Here is a 17,658-nt window from a genome sequence, read left to right on the forward strand (position 1 = left end):
AAAAATGCGCTCGCAATACTGACAACGTATATCCACGATAAAATAACAAGTTGAGAAATAGAGGTTGAGGGTTTAAACATAGCTCTCATTATTCATCATCATTTATTTTGTCATCTTGTAAACTTCCAAATCAAGGATGATAAAATGCTGAGAATTAAACCAGCAAATAAAGTCGCTTCAATTGCTTTATACCTATCAGCTGCAATAGGGCTATTTGCTACCCATGTTTCTGCTAAAGAAATCTCTTTTGAGCTTGGTGTTACGAAAGTCACTAATGGCGATATTGTCTCTTTTAAAGGGGAATGTTACACCGCAAAAAATAACCCGGGAACGTGGGAAGCACCAAAATCAGGTTCATGGTTTTGGGTGCCGGTAATCTGCTCAAGTGATACCGTTGAACCGCCTGTCGCGCCTCCTGTTGTAGAACTTCCTGTTACTGAGCCACCCGTCATAGACCCAGAGCCACCAACAACAGACATACCTTCTGATATTACCACTTTTGTGTTAGGTGAAACTCGTGTAGCTAATGGTGATATTGTTTCTTATCAACGACAGTGTTTTATTGCTCAAAATAACCCTGGGGTATGGGAAGCACCAAAAGCCAGTTCATGGTTCTGGGCTCAAACAAGTTGTGGCACTGTTGAGCCACCAATTACTTGTGAGTTACCTGAAGTATTAATTGAAAATCAATGTGTGATACCGCCTGTTGAATGTCCTGATGGCAGCAACGCAGCAACGGTAGATGAGTGTCCAGTTGCTCCGCCTGTGGTGTGTTCTGATGGAAATTCTGCTGATTCTGTTGAGTTTTGTCCGCCAGAAAAAGTGGTCTGTGAAGATGGTAGCCAAGTTGATGATATTGCACAGTGCCCAGTCATACCTGTGACGTGTCCTGATGGAACAACTGCAACTAAGGTTGAAGATTGCCCGGCTATTGATGTACCAACAACCATGACAGTAACCTCTGATGGTAACGGAGGATACTTAATTCCACGTGCTGAGTTTATTGCAATTGAACAAAGCCTAACCAGTGGTGAGTTATTCGATCGGGTACGTTCAGATACTGTAACGTTAGATAATGTATCAGTAGAAGCGGTATTACCATTACGTGCAGCGAATCCTGAAAACGTAAAACGAGCAGAGTCGATTGTAAATGAAGCATTATGGGAGTTCTTGTTCCCGATCCGCAATCAAGCTTATACCTATAATCGTTTCCTTCAAGCGATTGCAAAATTCCCTGCGTTTTGCCGTACCTATAATGATGGTCGAGACTCTTTAGTGATCTGTAAGCGTTCACTTGCCACTATGTTTGCTCATTTTGTACAAGAAACGGGGGCTCATGCGCCAAACTGGGAAGGAGCATTAGGTAATCCTGAGTGGCGTCAAGGTTTGTATTATGTGCGTGAAATTAACAAGTCAGAAAGTGATACCACAGGCCCTTACAATAAATGTACTGGGTGGGCTGGTGATCGCTGGCCTTGTGCAAATAAGAGTTACTTTGGACGTGGGGCAAAACAGTTAAGTTGGAACTATAACTACGGACCTTTCTCTGAGGCTATGTTTGACGACAAAATGGTGCTGTTAGAAAAACCAGAGCTGGTGGCTGATACATGGTTAAATCTTGCGTCTGCAGTTTTCTTTTATGTCTATCCACAACCACCAAAGCCGAGTATGTTACATGTTATTGATGGTACGTGGCAGCCAAATGCAGCAGACAAAGCCAACGGTATTGAGCATGGCTTTGGCGCCACGATTCAAATCATTAACGGTGCCTTTGAATGTACGAAAGGATCGACAACACCACAAGCTAAAGCGCGTATTGCTTATTATAAAGAAATCACTAATTACTTAAAACTTGATATCTCAGGCGAGAAGTTAGATTGCGCTGATATGAAACCGTTTAATACGAGCGGTGCAGGAGCACTAGAAGTGTACTGGGACAAAGATTGGAGCTGGGATGCGAATACTCCAAGTAATGCTAGTTTCAAATGTAAGTTAGTGGGTTATCAAACCGCTTACAGTGCATGGAATGCTGGCGATTACGAGCTGTGTGTTGAAGATAATTTCAATGTACAGGCAACGGGCGTGAATGGTGACATTATTCCTAATTAATTAGGATCCAAAAGTAAATAACAAAGCCCACAGTGATGATGAATTTCAGCTGTGGGCTTTTTCTTTATAGCAAGACGACGCTATAAAAAGGGATATTATAACCAGCCTTTACGTTTAAAGTAGAGGTAAGGTGCAAAACCTGCCAGTAGCATGAGCAATAGCGCATAAGGATAACCGAGCTCCCAATGAAGTTCAGGCATAAACTTAAAGTTCATACCATAGCTAGATGCAACTAATGTTGGCGGAAGAAATATTACCGATACCACCGAAAATATTTTAATAATTCGGTTTTGCTCAATATTAATGAAACCCATAGCCGCATCCATCAGGAAGTTAACCTTTTGGAATAAAGATTCATTGTAGGGCAATAGAGATTCAATATCGCGTAATACTTCGCGTGCTTGCTCTAACTCACTTGCAGGTAAACGCGCTTTTCTTACTAAAAAGCTTAGTGCGCGCTGAGTATCCATAAGACATAAACGAATCTTCCATCCTGCATCTTCTTGCTCTGCAAGACTAGATAAGGCTTTGTCAAAATGCTCGCCCGGTTTACCACCTAAAATGACCTTACCAATTGACTCTAACGCGCTGTAAATGTCTTCAATAACATCAGCCAGTTGCTCAATTTTTGTTTCAAATAGATCTAACAGCAACTCATAAGCACTACCTTGTTGTAAATGTTGAGTACGTGCTCGCATTCGGTAAAGACGAAATGCAGGTAATTCACGCTCACGTAAGGTAAATAAGCGACCATCACGGATGGTAAAAGCCACTGTTGAGTTAGTGGCATAATCTTCAGCATCCTCATAATAGAAGAAAGAGTGAATATGAAGACCGTCTTCATCTTCAAAAAAGCGCGCACTAGCCTCAATATCTTCTAGTTCAGGGCGAGTTGCTAACTCTTGACCTAGTTCTATTTGAACGCGATCTCGTTCTTCTTCATTGGGTTCGATAAGATCAACCCATAATGCTGATGAGATTGGATCTTTATCTTCTAAATTCAAACGTTGTAAACGGAAATCGTTCAATTTAAATGCGTTTAGCATGTTTATATCTCCGCGAATGGTGATGATATTAACAACACATTAAAACACAATTTGAAGCAAGATAAACAGAGCTTCTACCAATACAAACTGGTGGAATAAGATTTAAACAAAAGCAACGAACAATAGGGCTGCGTATGCTGACAGTTAAACGTTGTCAACTCACACGCAAAAGCAGGGGAGGACAGATTAACGAGGAAAAATATTATTCCAGTATCGACTGGGAGTGTTCAAAGTGGTGTCCTCTCAAATGATGGTGTGCGCATGTTACGCTTGAGCTCATAGAACATCAACTAGCGCTATTGCAACATTAGATTTGCGCTAAGATAAGTTAGGTAAATGGCTCATTCAGCGTTGATTCAGGAAAGTTATTGTGAGCAGATAGCTGCTCGGACGGTTGTGGTTGTGTTATTTAGAGAGGCGTCTTCTCTACTAACGCGAGGAGTATTAATGAGTAACTATGGGAAAGAATAAAGCCTTCTTCAAACACGGAAGTCGCGAAGAAAAAGGCTATATCAAATTATGACTTTCTATTTTTTAAATATAAAATCAATAACTTACTCTTTACCGTAAACGTTGTTTTCTTGCTCTTGTACTCGAATAAATGTCGTACGCTTAGTTAGCTCTTTAAGCTGCGCAGCACCGACATAAGTACATGTTGAGCGGACACCACCCATAATATCTTGGATTGTATTTTCAACAGGGCCACGGTAAGGAAGCAGTACAGTTTTACCTTCTGCTGCACGGTATTTCGCCACGCCACCTGAGTGCTTGTCCATTGCACTTTGGCTAGACATACCGTAGAACTTCATAAATGTTTTGCCATCTTGCTCGATAAGTTCGCCGCCGCTTTCATCGTGCGCCGCTAACATACCACCAAGCATAACGAAATCAGCACCGCCACCAAATGCTTTTGATACGTCGCCAGCACATGAACAACCACCGTCACCAATGATACGGCCACCTAGGCCGTGCGCAGCATCTGCACACTCAATAATAGCGGATAGTTGAGGGTAGCCGACACCCGTTTTCACACGTGTTGTACATACTGAACCTGGGCCAATACCCACTTTAACAATATCAGCACCTGCAAGAATCAGTTCCTCAACCATATCACCTGTTACAACGTTACCAGCACTGATCACTTTATCTGGGAATGCCGCACGTACTTTTTCAACATACTCAACAAGGTGTTCAGAGTAACCATTAGCAATATCAATACAAATGAAGATTAAATCATCTGTCATAGCCATGATGTCTTTGGTTTTTTGGAAATCAGCGTCAGAAGTGCCAGTAGAAACCATGGCATTATTCAGAACAGATGCGTCGTTGCTGTTAATAAAGTCAGCCCATTGTTCTACCGTATAGTGTTTATGAACTGCTGTCATCACATTGTGTTTTGATAAGGATTTAACCATTTCAAAGCTACCAACAGAGTCCATGTTTGCAGCAATAATGGGTACGCCAGACCATTGACGACCACTATGTTTGAATGTAAAATCGCGGGTTAATTCAACTTGAGAGCGACTTTTTAAGGTTGAACGTTTTGGACGAAACAGTACATCTTTAAAGCCCAATTTCAAGTCTTGTTCGATACGCATGGTTATTCCTTAAACTTATCTTATCGAATGCTGCTCAACGAAATCGTTACTGGCAGGTAAACATTTTCGCCTAGTGAGCAGGCACAAAAAAACCGGAGCGTTGTCAGACGCTCCGGTTTTCAACATTATAGGAAGCAAATTTTCAAAAACAAGCCTACAAATGTAAATAAATGTGTATTTGTGACGATAAATGAAGATAAAACTAGCCTGATTTACTATCAAAGTAATACTTTTTATAAACTTTTCGCTTCCATTCTTGGTAAATCCTTGCATAATTTCCTGCGTAGTTTGTACTGATAAAAATAAAATTTGAAATAATTCGTATCTTTAAAATGAGAAGCTATTCTTAAAAGGTGGCCAGTTTGTAAAGCTATCTTTTTCTACGAAGGGTTGTGGGAAGGTTTAATTTGTTGAAGAAAAGAAAGGTAAGGAAAATTTTTCCTCTCGATTTTTACGGGGAAGATGGAAGTTGGCGTTTCATCATTCGGGCAGAGCAGCCTGAAGAGATCATTGATGCAATGTATTGGCGTGCTTATATTTCTTGTCATCGTAAAGATTTTGATTTGTTGCATATGGCGTGCGATAAATTTAACTACAAATATAACTACTCATCATCTGATTCTTCTGAAATACACTATGGTTTAGGCGGAACACCGTTGCGTGTCAATATGATGGGGCCTATCGTGTTGATGGCGACAATCCGAGATAAAGTGATTAACGTTACAGCCGATAGCACGGATATAACTGCACAAGCTGTCGCTTAAATTAATGATTAAAATTGAAAAAAGCGTTAAATAACTGAGTTATTTAACGCTTTTTTGTATCTGCTATTTATGATTTTTGTTTTTCTAGTAAACGCTGCTGATATTGTATTGGCGTTACCCCTCGATTTCTTTGAAAGGCTTTGTTAAAGCTTTGGACATTTTTATAACTTAAATTCGCCGCGATCTCTGTTATTGGCAGCCCGCGTTGCATGTACTTTATTGCAATGTTACATAATACATAGTTAGTGGTATCGGTGAATGTCCAGCCAAAGCGGTGCAATCGTCGTTGCAGCTGTTGCTTTGATAAGTCTAAACGTTGTGCAATAAAATCGAGATTAGGGTACTGGTAGTAGCGTGAATAATTGATCAACTCAAACATTAATTTTGCGGTATCAGTCGGTTGTGGCATGTTTAAAAAATCATCAAGTTGTAAATTTGACATTAACATGGGTTTTTTAAATTTAAGCACACGATTATCGACATGCTCTAATACTGACATAGGCAGCCAAACTTGGGTTGAATGTGCGTTCCAGCGAATAGGGCATTGAAAATAATCATTGATAGCTGAGTTGTGGGTTTCAGTGGTATTTAGTTGGATCTTTAATGGAGTGAAGTCGTCACCCAAATACTCACGAATTGTTTGAACAAATAAGATAGCTACCCGCAAATTATCATGCAGCCCTCCTCGTCCTTTAGAGTAAGGGTTGTGATAAGTCCATTTTAAGATATTGCCCGAGAGTTCGCTGTGGTATGACGCACCACTTTGCAAGCATGATAAGCCATAGTTGATTCGTCTCAGTGCTAATGGCAAATCGGGGCAACTTAAATACCATTCTCCTAATCCTCCCATTTGTTCAAATGTTATCTCTTTAGCCAGCTTTACCATATAAGCGGAGTCATCGGTGAGTTGTTCTATACGTTCTAACCAAGCCAAATAATCATTAAAAGGGAGCAGCGACATGCTTTCTTTTAGCAATAAATCTGGCACTTCAAGGTGGCTGAATGAAAGGTCGTAATGCTTTATGAGTGCACTATTGAGAGGCTTGATAAATAAGGTTCTTATAAAAGCAATATCTAACATGTTAGCAGACCGATAAAAAGCATGTAATGGATAGAATATATCAAATAGTAGTAATAAATGATGTTTTCAGTCCGTTTTTATTTCTCGATACACAAAATTATTCACAATGAACTCAATTAATAACGCTAATCCGTTAAATAAGAATAATGACTAAATGACCGGAGAATTTAATGAGTTTATTTAGTATGCCTTTCACTGGCACGAACATAGATACGGTATTACATATTGTTGCAGGTGTTGTCTTGATTGGCACGATTGCAGCTATTGGCATTGGTTTTTGGAAACTACATGAATTACCGATTCATAAAGCATCAAGTAGTCAACATCACCAAATAGGATTAATTACAGCATTAACCTGGATAGGCTTTATCTGGCATTGGGTATGGGTTCTTGCCGTGATTATTGCGTTCGTTGATGGAGAGCAAGCACTGAAGCGATTACGTGATATCTGGCATGGCGATAGTCCTAATACAAAAACCAATAGTGTAGATAATGATTCATCTTTAGCGCCACCAACAAAAGAGGAGCAGACGAATGCTTGAAGGTTTAGCAGTATGGGCGCTATTTATTTATCTGCTTCGTCTGGTGGGTATGCCATGGAATAAGTTTACTAAGGCTTTTGCGTATATTGGCGGTGGTAGTTGGCTAGTGTTTGTATGGTACGGGTTAATTACGTTCGCACCGATGGATTTATCTGGAGGCTCACTAGTACAGTCACCCCATATTCAGTTAAGGCCTGCAGCAACAACAATTAATGGCCATGTTAAGGCTATTCACGTTACACCAAATAGTCAGGTGAAAGAAGGGGATTTAGTGTATGAGCTTGATACGGAACCCTATCGCATTGCGCTTAATAAAGCCCAAGCAAGTTTAGCATCAGCAGAAGTGGCTTTAGATATTGCTAAAGAAGATGTTGATATGGCCCAAGCGAGTTATCACGCCGCAGATAAAGATATTGAGATCGCGCAAAACCAGCTTGTTGCCGCGAATGAAGATTATAAATTAAAACAAGCAATGCTGAATCGTTATATTAAGCAAAATAAAGTCGTACAACATACGATTACGCAAAGTAAATTAGATGAGCAACGGACAGCTGTAGAAGTTGCTAAGTCACAAAAGGTGATGCTTGCTTCACAAATTGAAAAAGCAAAAATATCAGTGAAGAAAGCGAAGTTGGCATTAGAAAAGTCACGTTTAGCCGTGAATAGCCGTGAAGTTGATGTTGATACACAGCATGAAAATGTAGCAAAAGCACAATGGGATTTAGATCATACTAAAGTATATGCGCCTGCAGATGGTTATGTAACAAACTTTATTATGCGTGAAGGGCAGTTTGTCGGCTCTGTACCTCGTATGCAAATGTATACCGACGAAAAATACGTATTAATGCGAGTTAACCATCAGGCTATCCGTAATGTAAAAGTGGGACAACTGGCTGAATTTGCAACGGCAGTTTACCCTGGAAAGGTGTTTACCGCTGAAGTGGAAGGTATTGTTGAAGCGACGGGTGAATCACAAGGTAACTTGATTGGTCGAGAAACCAATGTGCGTCAAACAACGGGGGCGAATATGGCAAATAAACATCACTTCGTCCGCCTGAAAGTACTTGAAACGGAAGGTTATGATATTCCTGTCGGATCGGTCGGTATCGGTTGGATCAGCGCAGAAAAGCCGATTAGCTTCTTAGGTTTCTTAGATGTGGTACGTGGGATCATCATTCGAATGAAGTCTCAGCTATTCTATGTGTGGTCAATGTAAGTAATTACTTACAATATACAATAAGCCAGCTCTCTTATTATAAAGAAGCTGGCTTTTTTAGTCTTGGCGTAACGTATTAACATTCGATATAGGGGTTGGGTAACGACTCACTATCCAATAGGTTGAAAGAATGAAAGTTGTTAATGTTACGATCTGAATAAATGTCTTTCCTTGTTCTGAAATTAATCCATTAGCGACGGCAGTGTAAGCGAGCAATAAAGAAAACTCGCTGGCTTGGCTTAATCTTGCACTCAACTCTTTGTTGATAGGAGCTTCTGTGTTTGAAATGATAAGAGCGCGATAAAATCCCCATGCCTTTAGACGAATCAGTACTACACCAAATAAAATCCCCCATAAAGTATAAATATCGCTGGCCAGTAAGTTAATGTTCGCACCAATAGCGAAAAAGAACAGGATTAAAAAAAACTCTCGCAATGGTTTCAAGTGAATAGAAATAACATTGGAAATGGGGCTAACGGCTAACAATGTACCCGCGATAAACGCTCCTGTTTCGTACGATAGACCAATACGATGGCTGATTTCAGCCCAACAGAAACACCACGCTAGGGTTGCGACAAAACTGTATTCTTGAATAACATCAAACTTTTTCATTAGCGGAAGCAGCATGAGCTTAACGGCGAAGTATGCACTTACAATCACAATGAGAAGCTTGGCGAATATCAAAACGATAGCAAGGTCGATACGCTGCTCGGTATCGATATTGAGCAGTAGTAAAACAGTAATGGCTAAAATATCTTGAATTAACAAGATACTGGTCATTATTTCTCCCATTTTCTGGTGGTGAAGCGTTGTGGTAGGAATTAACTTAAGGCCAATAACGGTACTAGAAAACATCATTGCGGCCGCTGTGATAATGGCATCTTTGAGAGGAAGTTGGATCATTAATGCGAAAAGCAATGTGCAAATGAAGAAGAATAGACTGCAACAAAGCGTGATAAGCGCACTTTCTTTAAACAGACGCAGCAAGCGTTGAGGTTGTAAGTTTAGGCCAAGTAAGAAAAGCAGTAAAATGACGCCAATATGCCCCATTTGGGTCATCGCTTCAGCATTATTGATCATGCCGAGCCCATAAGGACCAATAATAATACCCGCAACGATGTACGCGATGATGATGGGTTGCTTGGCAAAGAGGAACAAACTCCCTAAGCCCGCAGCGCTAATCACAATCGCGCAAAGCTCGAAAATCATGGTATTGATACTATCAACCATCGACACCTACCTAGCTATGAAACGCAGCATGCGTAGTTGATTGCAGAAGGCAATGATAAAAGCATAGTGGTTGCAAAAAAATTGGGTTGAATGTTTTTGCGACAAGAAATTAGGAATAGGTAAAAGCGGGTGTGTAACGTGATAAATAGCGAAGAGATAACGAGAAATAAACATAGATAACGCTTAGTTATCTATGTTTATTGATACTATTAAGCGCGATACCGTTTGTATTGCGATAAAATATCGGCAATCAATTCAGGCTCAGACAGCCCATCAACTAAATACGATTGTTGATTGTTTTTAATCATTACCTCAAGATGAATTTGTTCATTATCAGTGTTTTTATGGAGCTGTAATGCGTATTCATAAGGTTGATGTCGATTGTTATCAATCACCAAACGAATACGACCATCGATACAATAAAGATCGGTGTCAAAACCATCATCGGCCAGCTTTTTACTGGCTTTGGTTAAGGCTGATCTTGCAATTGTATAGATATCGGCATGGGAAGAATACTGCGCCATGACTTGTCTCCCTCTGTTCTAAAATATGCTAGGACGTTGGTAAACGTCTGTCGCTGTCAGAAGATTTTATCGGGCAAAGACAAGGTGTTACCAACTAAAAAAATCTATCATTATCATCAGTTCTACTTATTAAAATGTAACCAATTATTAACGTATAACTCACTGATTTTAAAGCCATATGAAAGGAGGGGATATCCATTTCAGGAATAATCAATAGTCGATTTTTTTTATTATTTCATTTTAGTCTGAAATTTTAATCTCTGTTGCTACTATTGATAGGTGCAATAAATTCAATATGTTAAAAGGAATATATGAATGTGTAAGCGTTACCTTACTTTAATCCCAGTGGTTGCTTTATTGACTCTCTCAACGGCCCATGCCGATTCTCTAATTCAAGGGTTAAATCGTGTCGATAACTCTATAGATAAAGTACAAAATACAATTCATGGAACGCAGAACTCGATACGCAATGGCCAGAATAAAGTTGATAATACACAACGTGCTATCAGTGAAATTCAAGATGGTACTTATGTAGAAAAGCGTGTTGAAAAAAAAGTACGCAACCAAAAGCGTAAAGTCGTGAATGGGGTCATTAATAAGTCATCGAATGCGATACGTAAAGCAACGAACGTTTATTAAGTTAAGCATAACTAAGTTAAGTATAGTGATAAAAAAGCGGCGATATCATTATCTATATAAATAGAATGATATCGCCGCTTTTTTTACCCATAATTTGGGTTAAGTATATAAGTCGTAATTATGAGTTTTGTAATTTCGCCTTCGCTTCTTTTCGCTCTGCTGCTCGACATGCTGCAGCGGTAAATACCACATCCGTTGAACTGTTGAGTGCCGTTTCTGCTGAATCTTGAATCACACCAATAATAAAGCCAACAGCAACAACCTGCATAGCTACTTCACTAGGGATACCAAATAAGCTTGAAGCTAAAGGGATCAACAGTAGTGAACCACCGGCGACACCTGATGCACCACAAGCCGAAACCGCAGCAACAACACTCAGTAAAACGGCTGTTGCTAAATCGACTTCAATACCTAAGGTATGAACGGCTGCAAGGGTTAATACAGTAATAGTGATTGCCGCTCCCCCCATATTGATGGTAGCGCCCAGTGGGATAGACACAGAGTAAGTATCTTCATGCAGGTTAAGATCTTTACAAAGTTTCATATTTACTGGGATGTTAGCGGCAGAGCTACGAGTGAAGAAAGCGGTAATACCACTTTCACGTACACAACGGAAAACAAGTGGGTAAGGGTTTTCAGCTGTTTTTACGTAAACAATGATTGGGTTAATAACAAAAGCAAGAATTGCCATTGAGCCTAATAGTACACCTAATAAGTGGGCGTATCCCGCCAATGCTGCAAAGCCTGTTTTAGCAAAGGTTTCAGAGACTAAGCCAAAAATACCGATAGGTGCTAAACGAATAATAAAGCGAACAATGAGTGTAACGCCATTCGACATATCATGGAAAACTTGTTTCGTTGCATCGCTTGCTTGGTGAAGCGCAAAACCAAGCGCTATAGCCCATGCCAAAATCCCAATAAAGTTACCGTTCATAAGTGCATGAACTGGATTATCAACAATCTTAAATAGCAGGGAACTAATGACTTCTGCGATACCTTCCGGTGGTGCAATTGAGTTAGAACTAGCAACAAGCGTTAAAGTGGTCGGGAAAAGAAAGCTCATCGCGACAGCAGTAAATGCCGCCATTAAGGTGCCAAATAAATACAACACGATAATTGGCTTCATGTTGGTATGAGTGCCTTTCTTTTGGTTGGCAATAGATGAAGCAACCAAAATGAAAACAAGAATAGGGGCAACGGCTTTTAGCGCTGCAACAAATAACCCCCCAAGAAAACTCACACTCATCGCTGATGATGGTGATAGTATTGCAAGTAATACACCAGCAACAATACCGACCATAATTTGTATAACTAAACTACCATTGGCCACTCTGGCTAAAAAAGGTTGTGATTGACTCATATAACATCCTGCATTTTATATTCTGTGAATAGCTTTTTATTTTGCTTCTGAAACATTTTTTAACAGGATCTGTTTGAAATAGCCAGTTATCTTTTTATAAGGTTTTAACCAACATTAATATAACGTTATATTTAACATTTTTTTATCAAAACATGGTGGATCGGCATACAAACAGCTTGTTTGATAACGATAAATGACAGTGAATGTATAATGTGTGTTAATGGATGTTGTGTGGTTATGCCAATCGTGATGAAAATGCAAAAAAACAGAAAGAATTAAATGCTTTAATATGTAAGAAAATAAAACCTCTGCTACAGCATTTATATCTGCCACAGAGGTTTTTGAGGTCGCTATTAAATTTATATATTTATTTAGGATCTAAGTCTGAGAGAGATGATGCACGTGATGCAGTTGCTTTCAGTTGCTGTGCTTGATTAAGCAATTGCATAATACGTTTATCATTCCATTGCTGGCGATCTTGGCTGTAAGTTGATGCCATAATTTCAGCGACAGCATTATCTAATTGTTCTGCTAGATCTGGATTGGCAGAGAGTTTCTCACGCTGCTGCTGTTTCCATTGTTGGTAGTAAGTTTGAATTTGTACAGTTTCACGTTTGGTAATGGCTTCTTTCAACGCTTGCTCTACATTCGTCGTTCCTGATTGAAGCACGATTTCGGTATGTGATGCAGGCTGCGCTTTACGGGCTTTAATTAATAGTCCTAGTGTTATTAACCAAAGTAAGGCAAATACTGCTGTCGCCCATTGCCAGTAGTCATGTTGTGCTACATTATTACCCGCATTGTTAGTATTAGCGCTATGTTGAGGCGTAACAACGGATGGGGTTGTTAATGCTGGTGGCGTAATTGTATTGCCTGCATTGGGATCGACCGTTACATTTAATGTTAATCCATCAACTTTTGTGGTTTGCTGCTTTTCTTGCTGGGTATTCCACCAATTAATGCTAACCGCAGGTAATTCAATCGTGCCTGTTTCACGAGGAATGATGACTTGCTTTAACGTCATTGTTGTATAGCCATTCCCTTCTGAATATTCAGGTTTCTCATCATAACTTCTTACCGATGTTGGATACGTTAAGCTGATATTCGGCATATTACTTTGGGCAATATTTTTAATACGTAAGGTTAAAATACGTGTAATAGGCTCGCCTACTTTTGCATCTACGGTTGTTTTACCATTGACCGATGGTTGCCATACCTGATTGAGTTGCAAATCAGAGGTTGGTAGCCATAAACCTTTATAGTTACTTGGTTTTGCTTTAATTGTTAGTTCAATATTTTTTGCTGTTTTATCCACTGGCACTGTTAATGTTGAGCCGAAGCCACGACTCCCTTTAATCACGCTACCGCTGAATTTCGCACCATGTAAGGTAATATTCCCTGGCTTATCTGCTGTGATCTGGTAATTGCGGGTGATCACAATATAGCGACGTCCATTTTGAACAACTTCGTTTTGAGCATCTTGCCCAACTTGCGTTGCTGTTAGTCCATCACCATAAGGTGGTGCTAAAGTCGCTTGATCCATTTGCTCGCCAATTAAGATACGCACCCGATAATTAATTGATTCGCCCACATAGATGGTTGATTTATCGTTAATACCTTCAATGGAAATAGATGATTGCTTCGCATTGGCTGCCTGTGTTTGTTTACTGCTTTTTAAAACAGTAATCGTAATTGGTTCGGTTTTTGAGCTACCAATTTGAAACGCAGGGATAGTAAGAGTGCCAACCTTGGTTGCAGCTAGTGCTACTGTCCAACTAGTATTACGTGAGATAACCCCATTAATCATCGAAGTCCCGCTACTTACGCTAGGACGACCATAAGCAAAATCAGGACTTAATGGCGCAAGATCAAGTGAATTGGTATTCACACTATCATCGACAGCAACCGTTAATTGGAAAACCTCATTAACACCAACAATATTTTTAGACACTGTTGCTTCCGCTTGTGCCGCCATCACTTGGGTTGATAGTAGCGCACTGAAAAACAAAGCAATGTACAACAATGGTGTCGTTACTTTTTTGCCAAAAAATAATTTATTCATAAATCTATTCATTGTCCTATTACCATGAGTTCTCAGTTTTTTGCTGCGCTTCTTTCTGTTGCGCTTGCAAAATTAATTGAGCTCGGATCAAACCACTGGTGTCATCAGGTACTTGTTCCAATTTTTTCAAAATAGGGTTACTGGCTGAAAGCACATCCCCGTCTTTTGCTGCTTGGTCACTCATTCGTACTTGATTGTTGTTGGTTGTTTCTTTGTTTTTATCTTGTTCTGACTTAGTGGCTGATTTTGACTCTGCTTGCTGTTGCTGTTGCTGTTGCTGTTGCTGTTGCTGTTGCTGTTGCTTTGCTGCTTGTTTCGCATTTTCATCAGCACGTTGTTGTTCAGCCGCTTTTTGCTCGGCAGTTTTCTCTTTTTCTGGCTGTGATTGTTTATCACTACCTGCTTGCTGAGATTGCTGCTGATCTTTCCCTTGTTGTTTATCAGACTGACCTTGTTGCTGTTTACTCGTGTTGCTCTGATCCTGCTTTTGGTCATTTTGTTTCGATTGTGAAGACTGCTTATCATTAGATTGTTTGTTATCTGATGATTTCTGCTGATCTTGGTTTTGTTGTGACTGCTGGCTGTTATCTTGGCTCTGATTTTTGTTGTTAGAGCCTTGTGATTGCTGCTGTTGCTTGTCACTCTTCTGCTGATTCTGCTGATTCTGCTGATTCTGTTGATTCTGTTGCTGTTGTTTCTTTTGTTGCTCCAGTGCTTTCTTCACTATATCGAGGTTTTTCTTAACATCGGGGTAGTTAGGATCGGCTTTCTGTAGCTTTTCATAGGTATCTACTGCTTGCTGTAACTTCCCACTTTGTGCATAAGCATTACCTAGGTTGTACTGCGACATTGAATCATGTAATGGTTTTAAGGTTTCAATGGCTTGTGCATAATTTTTTGCTTTATATTCAGCGATACCTTTCCATTGCGGAGATTCAAAATCTTGTGCCGCTTGCTTATATTTACCATCGGTATAAGTTTGGTAAGCTTGCTGCTCAGCATTTACCCATGGGCTCGCTTGCGCATGATCAATAGGTAAAAAGAAGAACATAGTGGCAATGACAACGCCACGGCGGAAACCCAGTAATGCCAGTAATAACAAAGGTAAAACTAACCAAAATCCGCCATTTAAACGTTCTTGCAGTTCTTTTTGTTGATCTTTTTTACCGCTATCTTGTGGTTTTGCAGTGAAGTGGACAATCGCATTAACATCTTGATCTGTCGGTTGAACCATCTGCAAAATACCACCCGTTTGCTTAACAATAGGTTCTAGTGTTTTCAGGTTAATTTTTGAAATAACAGGAGAGCCATTATCCATTAATAATCGACCATCAGGCAGTGGAACAGGTGCTCCATCAACTGTGCCCATTGCTAAGATAGAGACACGATATTTAGTACCTTTTAATTCGGCTAAACTTTTAGCTGATTCCTGCTTAGACATACCATCGGTCACTAAGATAATATCACCCGTACTATTACCAGCCTGTTTAAGTAACTTTATCGCTTCAGCAATACCTGCCGCGGCATTACTACCAGGAATTGGCATAATCTTTGGCGATAGGCTAGGGATCAAGTTTGCTAAAGTATGGCTATCTTCAGTTAACGGGCTGACTTCATAGCCATCTCCCGCATAGGTGACTAACCCCGTACTGCCTTCTTTCCAGCCCGGTAACATATCAAGCGCTTTAAAACGCGCCTGTGTTAAACGGTTCGGTTTTATATCGGTCGCATACATAGAGCGGGACATATCCATTACCAATACGCGTGCGCCACTTAAGTTATAAGCAGGTAGTTTTACTTTTTGCCAACTAGGACCAGCCATCGCAATAACAGCGATTAGCCAGCCCAAAGTGAGTATGGCAATGGGCCATGATGTCGATTTAGGCTGAGCCATACCTAATTTTTTTGCTAGGTGTGGCGCAATTAACCCCGTGGTTTGTTTCTTGGTTTTAAGCCAAGGTAAAAGAAAGACTAATGGCACAAGTGCCAAAAACCACATAGGGTGCATAAAAGTAAAATTAGCCATGACGTCTCCTCATAACAGCAATGACGACAGAAAGTAGTAATGCTATGGCTAAAGGATATCGGAACAACTCATCACGTGGACGCCATGTTTGCTGGGCGTTATTGACAGGTTGAAGTTTATTGATGATGTCGTAAATTTTCTCAAGCTGTTGTGGATTACGTGCTCGGAAATATTCACCGCCCGTCATCTTGGCGATTTCAGTTAAAGTCTTTTCATCAAGATCTTGTGATGGATTGACGATGCGATCACCGAAGAAACCTTGTTGCACCATTTGATCGGCACCAACACCTACGGTATAGATTTTCACACCGCTTTCTTTGGCTAATTTAGCGGCTTCAAGTGGATCAATTACACCAGAGGTATTTGCACCATCACTTAATAAAATAATTACCCGTTGTGGCGCTTTACTGTTAATAAAGGTTTTTGTCGCAATACCTAGGCCTTCACCAATTGCAGTGCTTTGCCCAATTAAGCCTAAAACAGTACGATCTAGTTGTTGTTCAACCGTCTTACGGTCAAATGTAAGAGGTGTTTGTAAGTAAGCATGATCAGCGAAAAGGACTAAACCTAAGCGATCACCTTTTCGTTTTTCAATAAAATCCGATAACACATGTTTTACCGCGGTTAAGCGATCAATACTTTTCCCATTTTTAGTCACCATATCTGGAATTGACATCGAGCCTGATAAATCGACAGCTAATAACATGTCACGGTGTTCTGGTTTTATTTCGATAGGATTCCCGTACCAAACCGGTCTTGCAGCAGCACAGACAAGACAAGTCCACAGTAAAGCCATTAATACTTTACGTATGATAGAGCGAGGCTGTTTTTGACCAACACCGCTGGGTAATTTGGGTAATTGAATTGCCGCAGGTTGCACAACCGGTTTACTAAAACGGTAAACGAGCCATGCTAAAGGCAACAATGCCCAAGCCCAAAGCCATACAAATTCAAACATTTGAAGACTCCTTTTGCGTCATGCTGGGTAGTTTTCGTGGCGGCAAAGCATGTTTAAGCCATGTGTTTGCCATTGTTTTACATTGTTGAAAGTCATCATGACTCAGTGGCGTATTTGAAAATGAACCTGATAGCCATACCGATTTAAGTTCTGAAAAACCACTATATTTTACGGGCAGTTGATTATCTAAAAATGCCAACCATGCCTCACCTGTTAATGGTGCAACAATGGTGCGCGAGTAATAACTTAACGCGGCTTGTTTTAGTAACGTATTGAGAGCAGGTAACCCTTGTTCTGCTGTTATTAGCGACAGTTTCTGTAATGCTTCTTTTTGTGCAGCATCAGCATGCTTTTTACGCCTAATAAAAGTGACGACAACTGCAATAGCGAGGATCACCACGGCAAATAATACCCACCATCCCCATGCTAAAGGCCAAAAGTTTGGAGCTTGAGGAAGATGTATATCCGCTAAAGGGAGTTGCTGAACGCTTGGTGTTGCCATT

The 17,658-nt window shown here is 40.2% G+C and carries 15 protein-coding genes; 5 read left to right on the plus strand and 10 right to left on the minus strand.

The annotated features are described in order from the left end of the window. Positions 1–144: 144 nt before the first annotated feature. Positions 145–2,109, plus strand: coding sequence for a chitinase (locus tag C9J42_RS21720; RefSeq protein ID WP_233220744.1), 1,965 nt, complete (start codon positions 145–147; stop codon positions 2,107–2,109). 95 nt (positions 2,110–2,204) lie between these two features. Here C9J42_RS21720 and corA read toward each other — a convergent pair whose 3' ends face one another. Together corA and C9J42_RS12610 are read right to left on the minus strand one after the other, a co-directional pair. Continuing rightward, a complete protein-coding gene (corA, locus tag C9J42_RS12605) occupies positions 2,205–3,155 on the minus strand; it encodes a magnesium/cobalt transporter CorA (protein ID WP_107207013.1) in 951 nt (316 codons plus the stop codon). A gap of 554 nt (positions 3,156–3,709) precedes the next feature. Beyond that, a complete protein-coding gene (locus tag C9J42_RS12610; RefSeq protein WP_107207012.1) occupies positions 3,710–4,753 on the minus strand; it encodes a GMP reductase in 1,044 nt (347 codons plus the stop codon). Positions 4,754–5,163: 410 nt separating this feature from the next. On the opposite strand from C9J42_RS12610, the gene C9J42_RS12615 reads away from it, so the two are divergent. Then, positions 5,164–5,517, plus strand: a complete 354-nt coding sequence (locus C9J42_RS12615) for a hypothetical protein (RefSeq protein WP_107302047.1) — start codon at positions 5,164–5,166, stop codon at positions 5,515–5,517. 67 nt (positions 5,518–5,584) lie between these two features. Here the strand turns inward: C9J42_RS12615 and C9J42_RS12620 are convergent, their stop codons facing one another. Continuing rightward, the gene (locus C9J42_RS12620) at positions 5,585–6,598 is read right to left on the minus strand and encodes an AraC family transcriptional regulator (RefSeq protein WP_107246827.1); all 1,014 of its coding nucleotides are present in this window, start codon (positions 6,596–6,598) and stop codon (positions 5,585–5,587) included. Positions 6,599–6,768: 170 nt separating this feature from the next. Here C9J42_RS12620 and C9J42_RS12625 point away from each other — a divergent pair, with 170 nt between their 5' ends. Continuing rightward, on the plus strand, positions 6,769–7,140 hold the full coding sequence (locus C9J42_RS12625) for an MFS transporter (RefSeq protein WP_107246826.1): 372 nt from the start codon (positions 6,769–6,771) through the stop codon (positions 7,138–7,140). Continuing rightward, on the plus strand, positions 7,133–8,356 hold the full coding sequence (locus C9J42_RS12630) for an HlyD family secretion protein (RefSeq protein WP_107207007.1): 1,224 nt from the start codon (positions 7,133–7,135) through the stop codon (positions 8,354–8,356). Before C9J42_RS12625 ends, C9J42_RS12630 begins: the two co-directional genes overlap by 8 nt. Before the next feature lie 57 nt (positions 8,357–8,413). Here the strand turns inward: C9J42_RS12630 and C9J42_RS12635 are convergent, their stop codons facing one another. Both C9J42_RS12635 and C9J42_RS12640 read right to left on the minus strand, forming a co-directional pair. Beyond that, the gene (locus C9J42_RS12635) at positions 8,414–9,586 is read right to left on the minus strand and encodes a cation:proton antiporter (protein WP_107246823.1); all 1,173 of its coding nucleotides are present in this window, start codon (positions 9,584–9,586) and stop codon (positions 8,414–8,416) included. A gap of 209 nt (positions 9,587–9,795) precedes the next feature. Further along, on the minus strand, positions 9,796–10,110 hold the full coding sequence (locus C9J42_RS12640; RefSeq protein ID WP_105061871.1) for a hypothetical protein: 315 nt from the start codon (positions 10,108–10,110) through the stop codon (positions 9,796–9,798). Positions 10,111–10,425: 315 nt separating this feature from the next. Here C9J42_RS12640 and C9J42_RS12645 point away from each other — a divergent pair, with 315 nt between their 5' ends. Next, a complete protein-coding gene (locus C9J42_RS12645) occupies positions 10,426–10,749 on the plus strand; it encodes a hypothetical protein (RefSeq protein ID WP_107246821.1) in 324 nt (107 codons plus the stop codon). Between the two features lie 118 nt (positions 10,750–10,867). Here C9J42_RS12645 and sstT read toward each other — a convergent pair whose 3' ends face one another. The 5 genes from sstT to C9J42_RS12670 form a co-directional block, all read right to left on the minus strand. After that, positions 10,868–12,109, minus strand: a complete 1,242-nt coding sequence (gene sstT / locus C9J42_RS12650; RefSeq protein WP_107207005.1) for a serine/threonine transporter SstT — start codon at positions 12,107–12,109, stop codon at positions 10,868–10,870. A 367-nt stretch (positions 12,110–12,476) separates the two neighbouring features. After that, positions 12,477–14,171: a BatD family protein gene (locus C9J42_RS12655; protein ID WP_107246820.1), complete on the minus strand. Its 1,695-nt coding sequence runs from the start codon at positions 14,169–14,171 to the stop codon at positions 12,477–12,479. A gap of 19 nt (positions 14,172–14,190) precedes the next feature. Next, positions 14,191–16,197, minus strand: coding sequence for a VWA domain-containing protein (locus tag C9J42_RS12660; RefSeq protein ID WP_107302048.1), 2,007 nt, complete (start codon positions 16,195–16,197; stop codon positions 14,191–14,193). Further along, complete coding sequence (locus C9J42_RS12665; RefSeq protein WP_107259822.1) at positions 16,190–17,155, minus strand: VWA domain-containing protein; 966 nt, start codon at positions 17,153–17,155, stop codon at positions 16,190–16,192. The genes C9J42_RS12660 and C9J42_RS12665 overlap by 8 nt, the downstream gene beginning before the upstream one ends. Beyond that, entirely contained in the window at positions 17,148–17,657 is a 510-nt protein-coding gene (locus C9J42_RS12670) for a DUF4381 domain-containing protein (protein WP_107207001.1), read from the minus strand. The genes C9J42_RS12665 and C9J42_RS12670 overlap by 8 nt, the downstream gene beginning before the upstream one ends. Position 17,658: the final 1 nt, after the last annotated feature.

Origin of the sequence: Photobacterium sp. GB-56 (genome assembly GCF_003026105.1) — a bacterium.
Lineage (GTDB): Bacteria > Pseudomonadota > Gammaproteobacteria > Enterobacterales > Vibrionaceae > Photobacterium.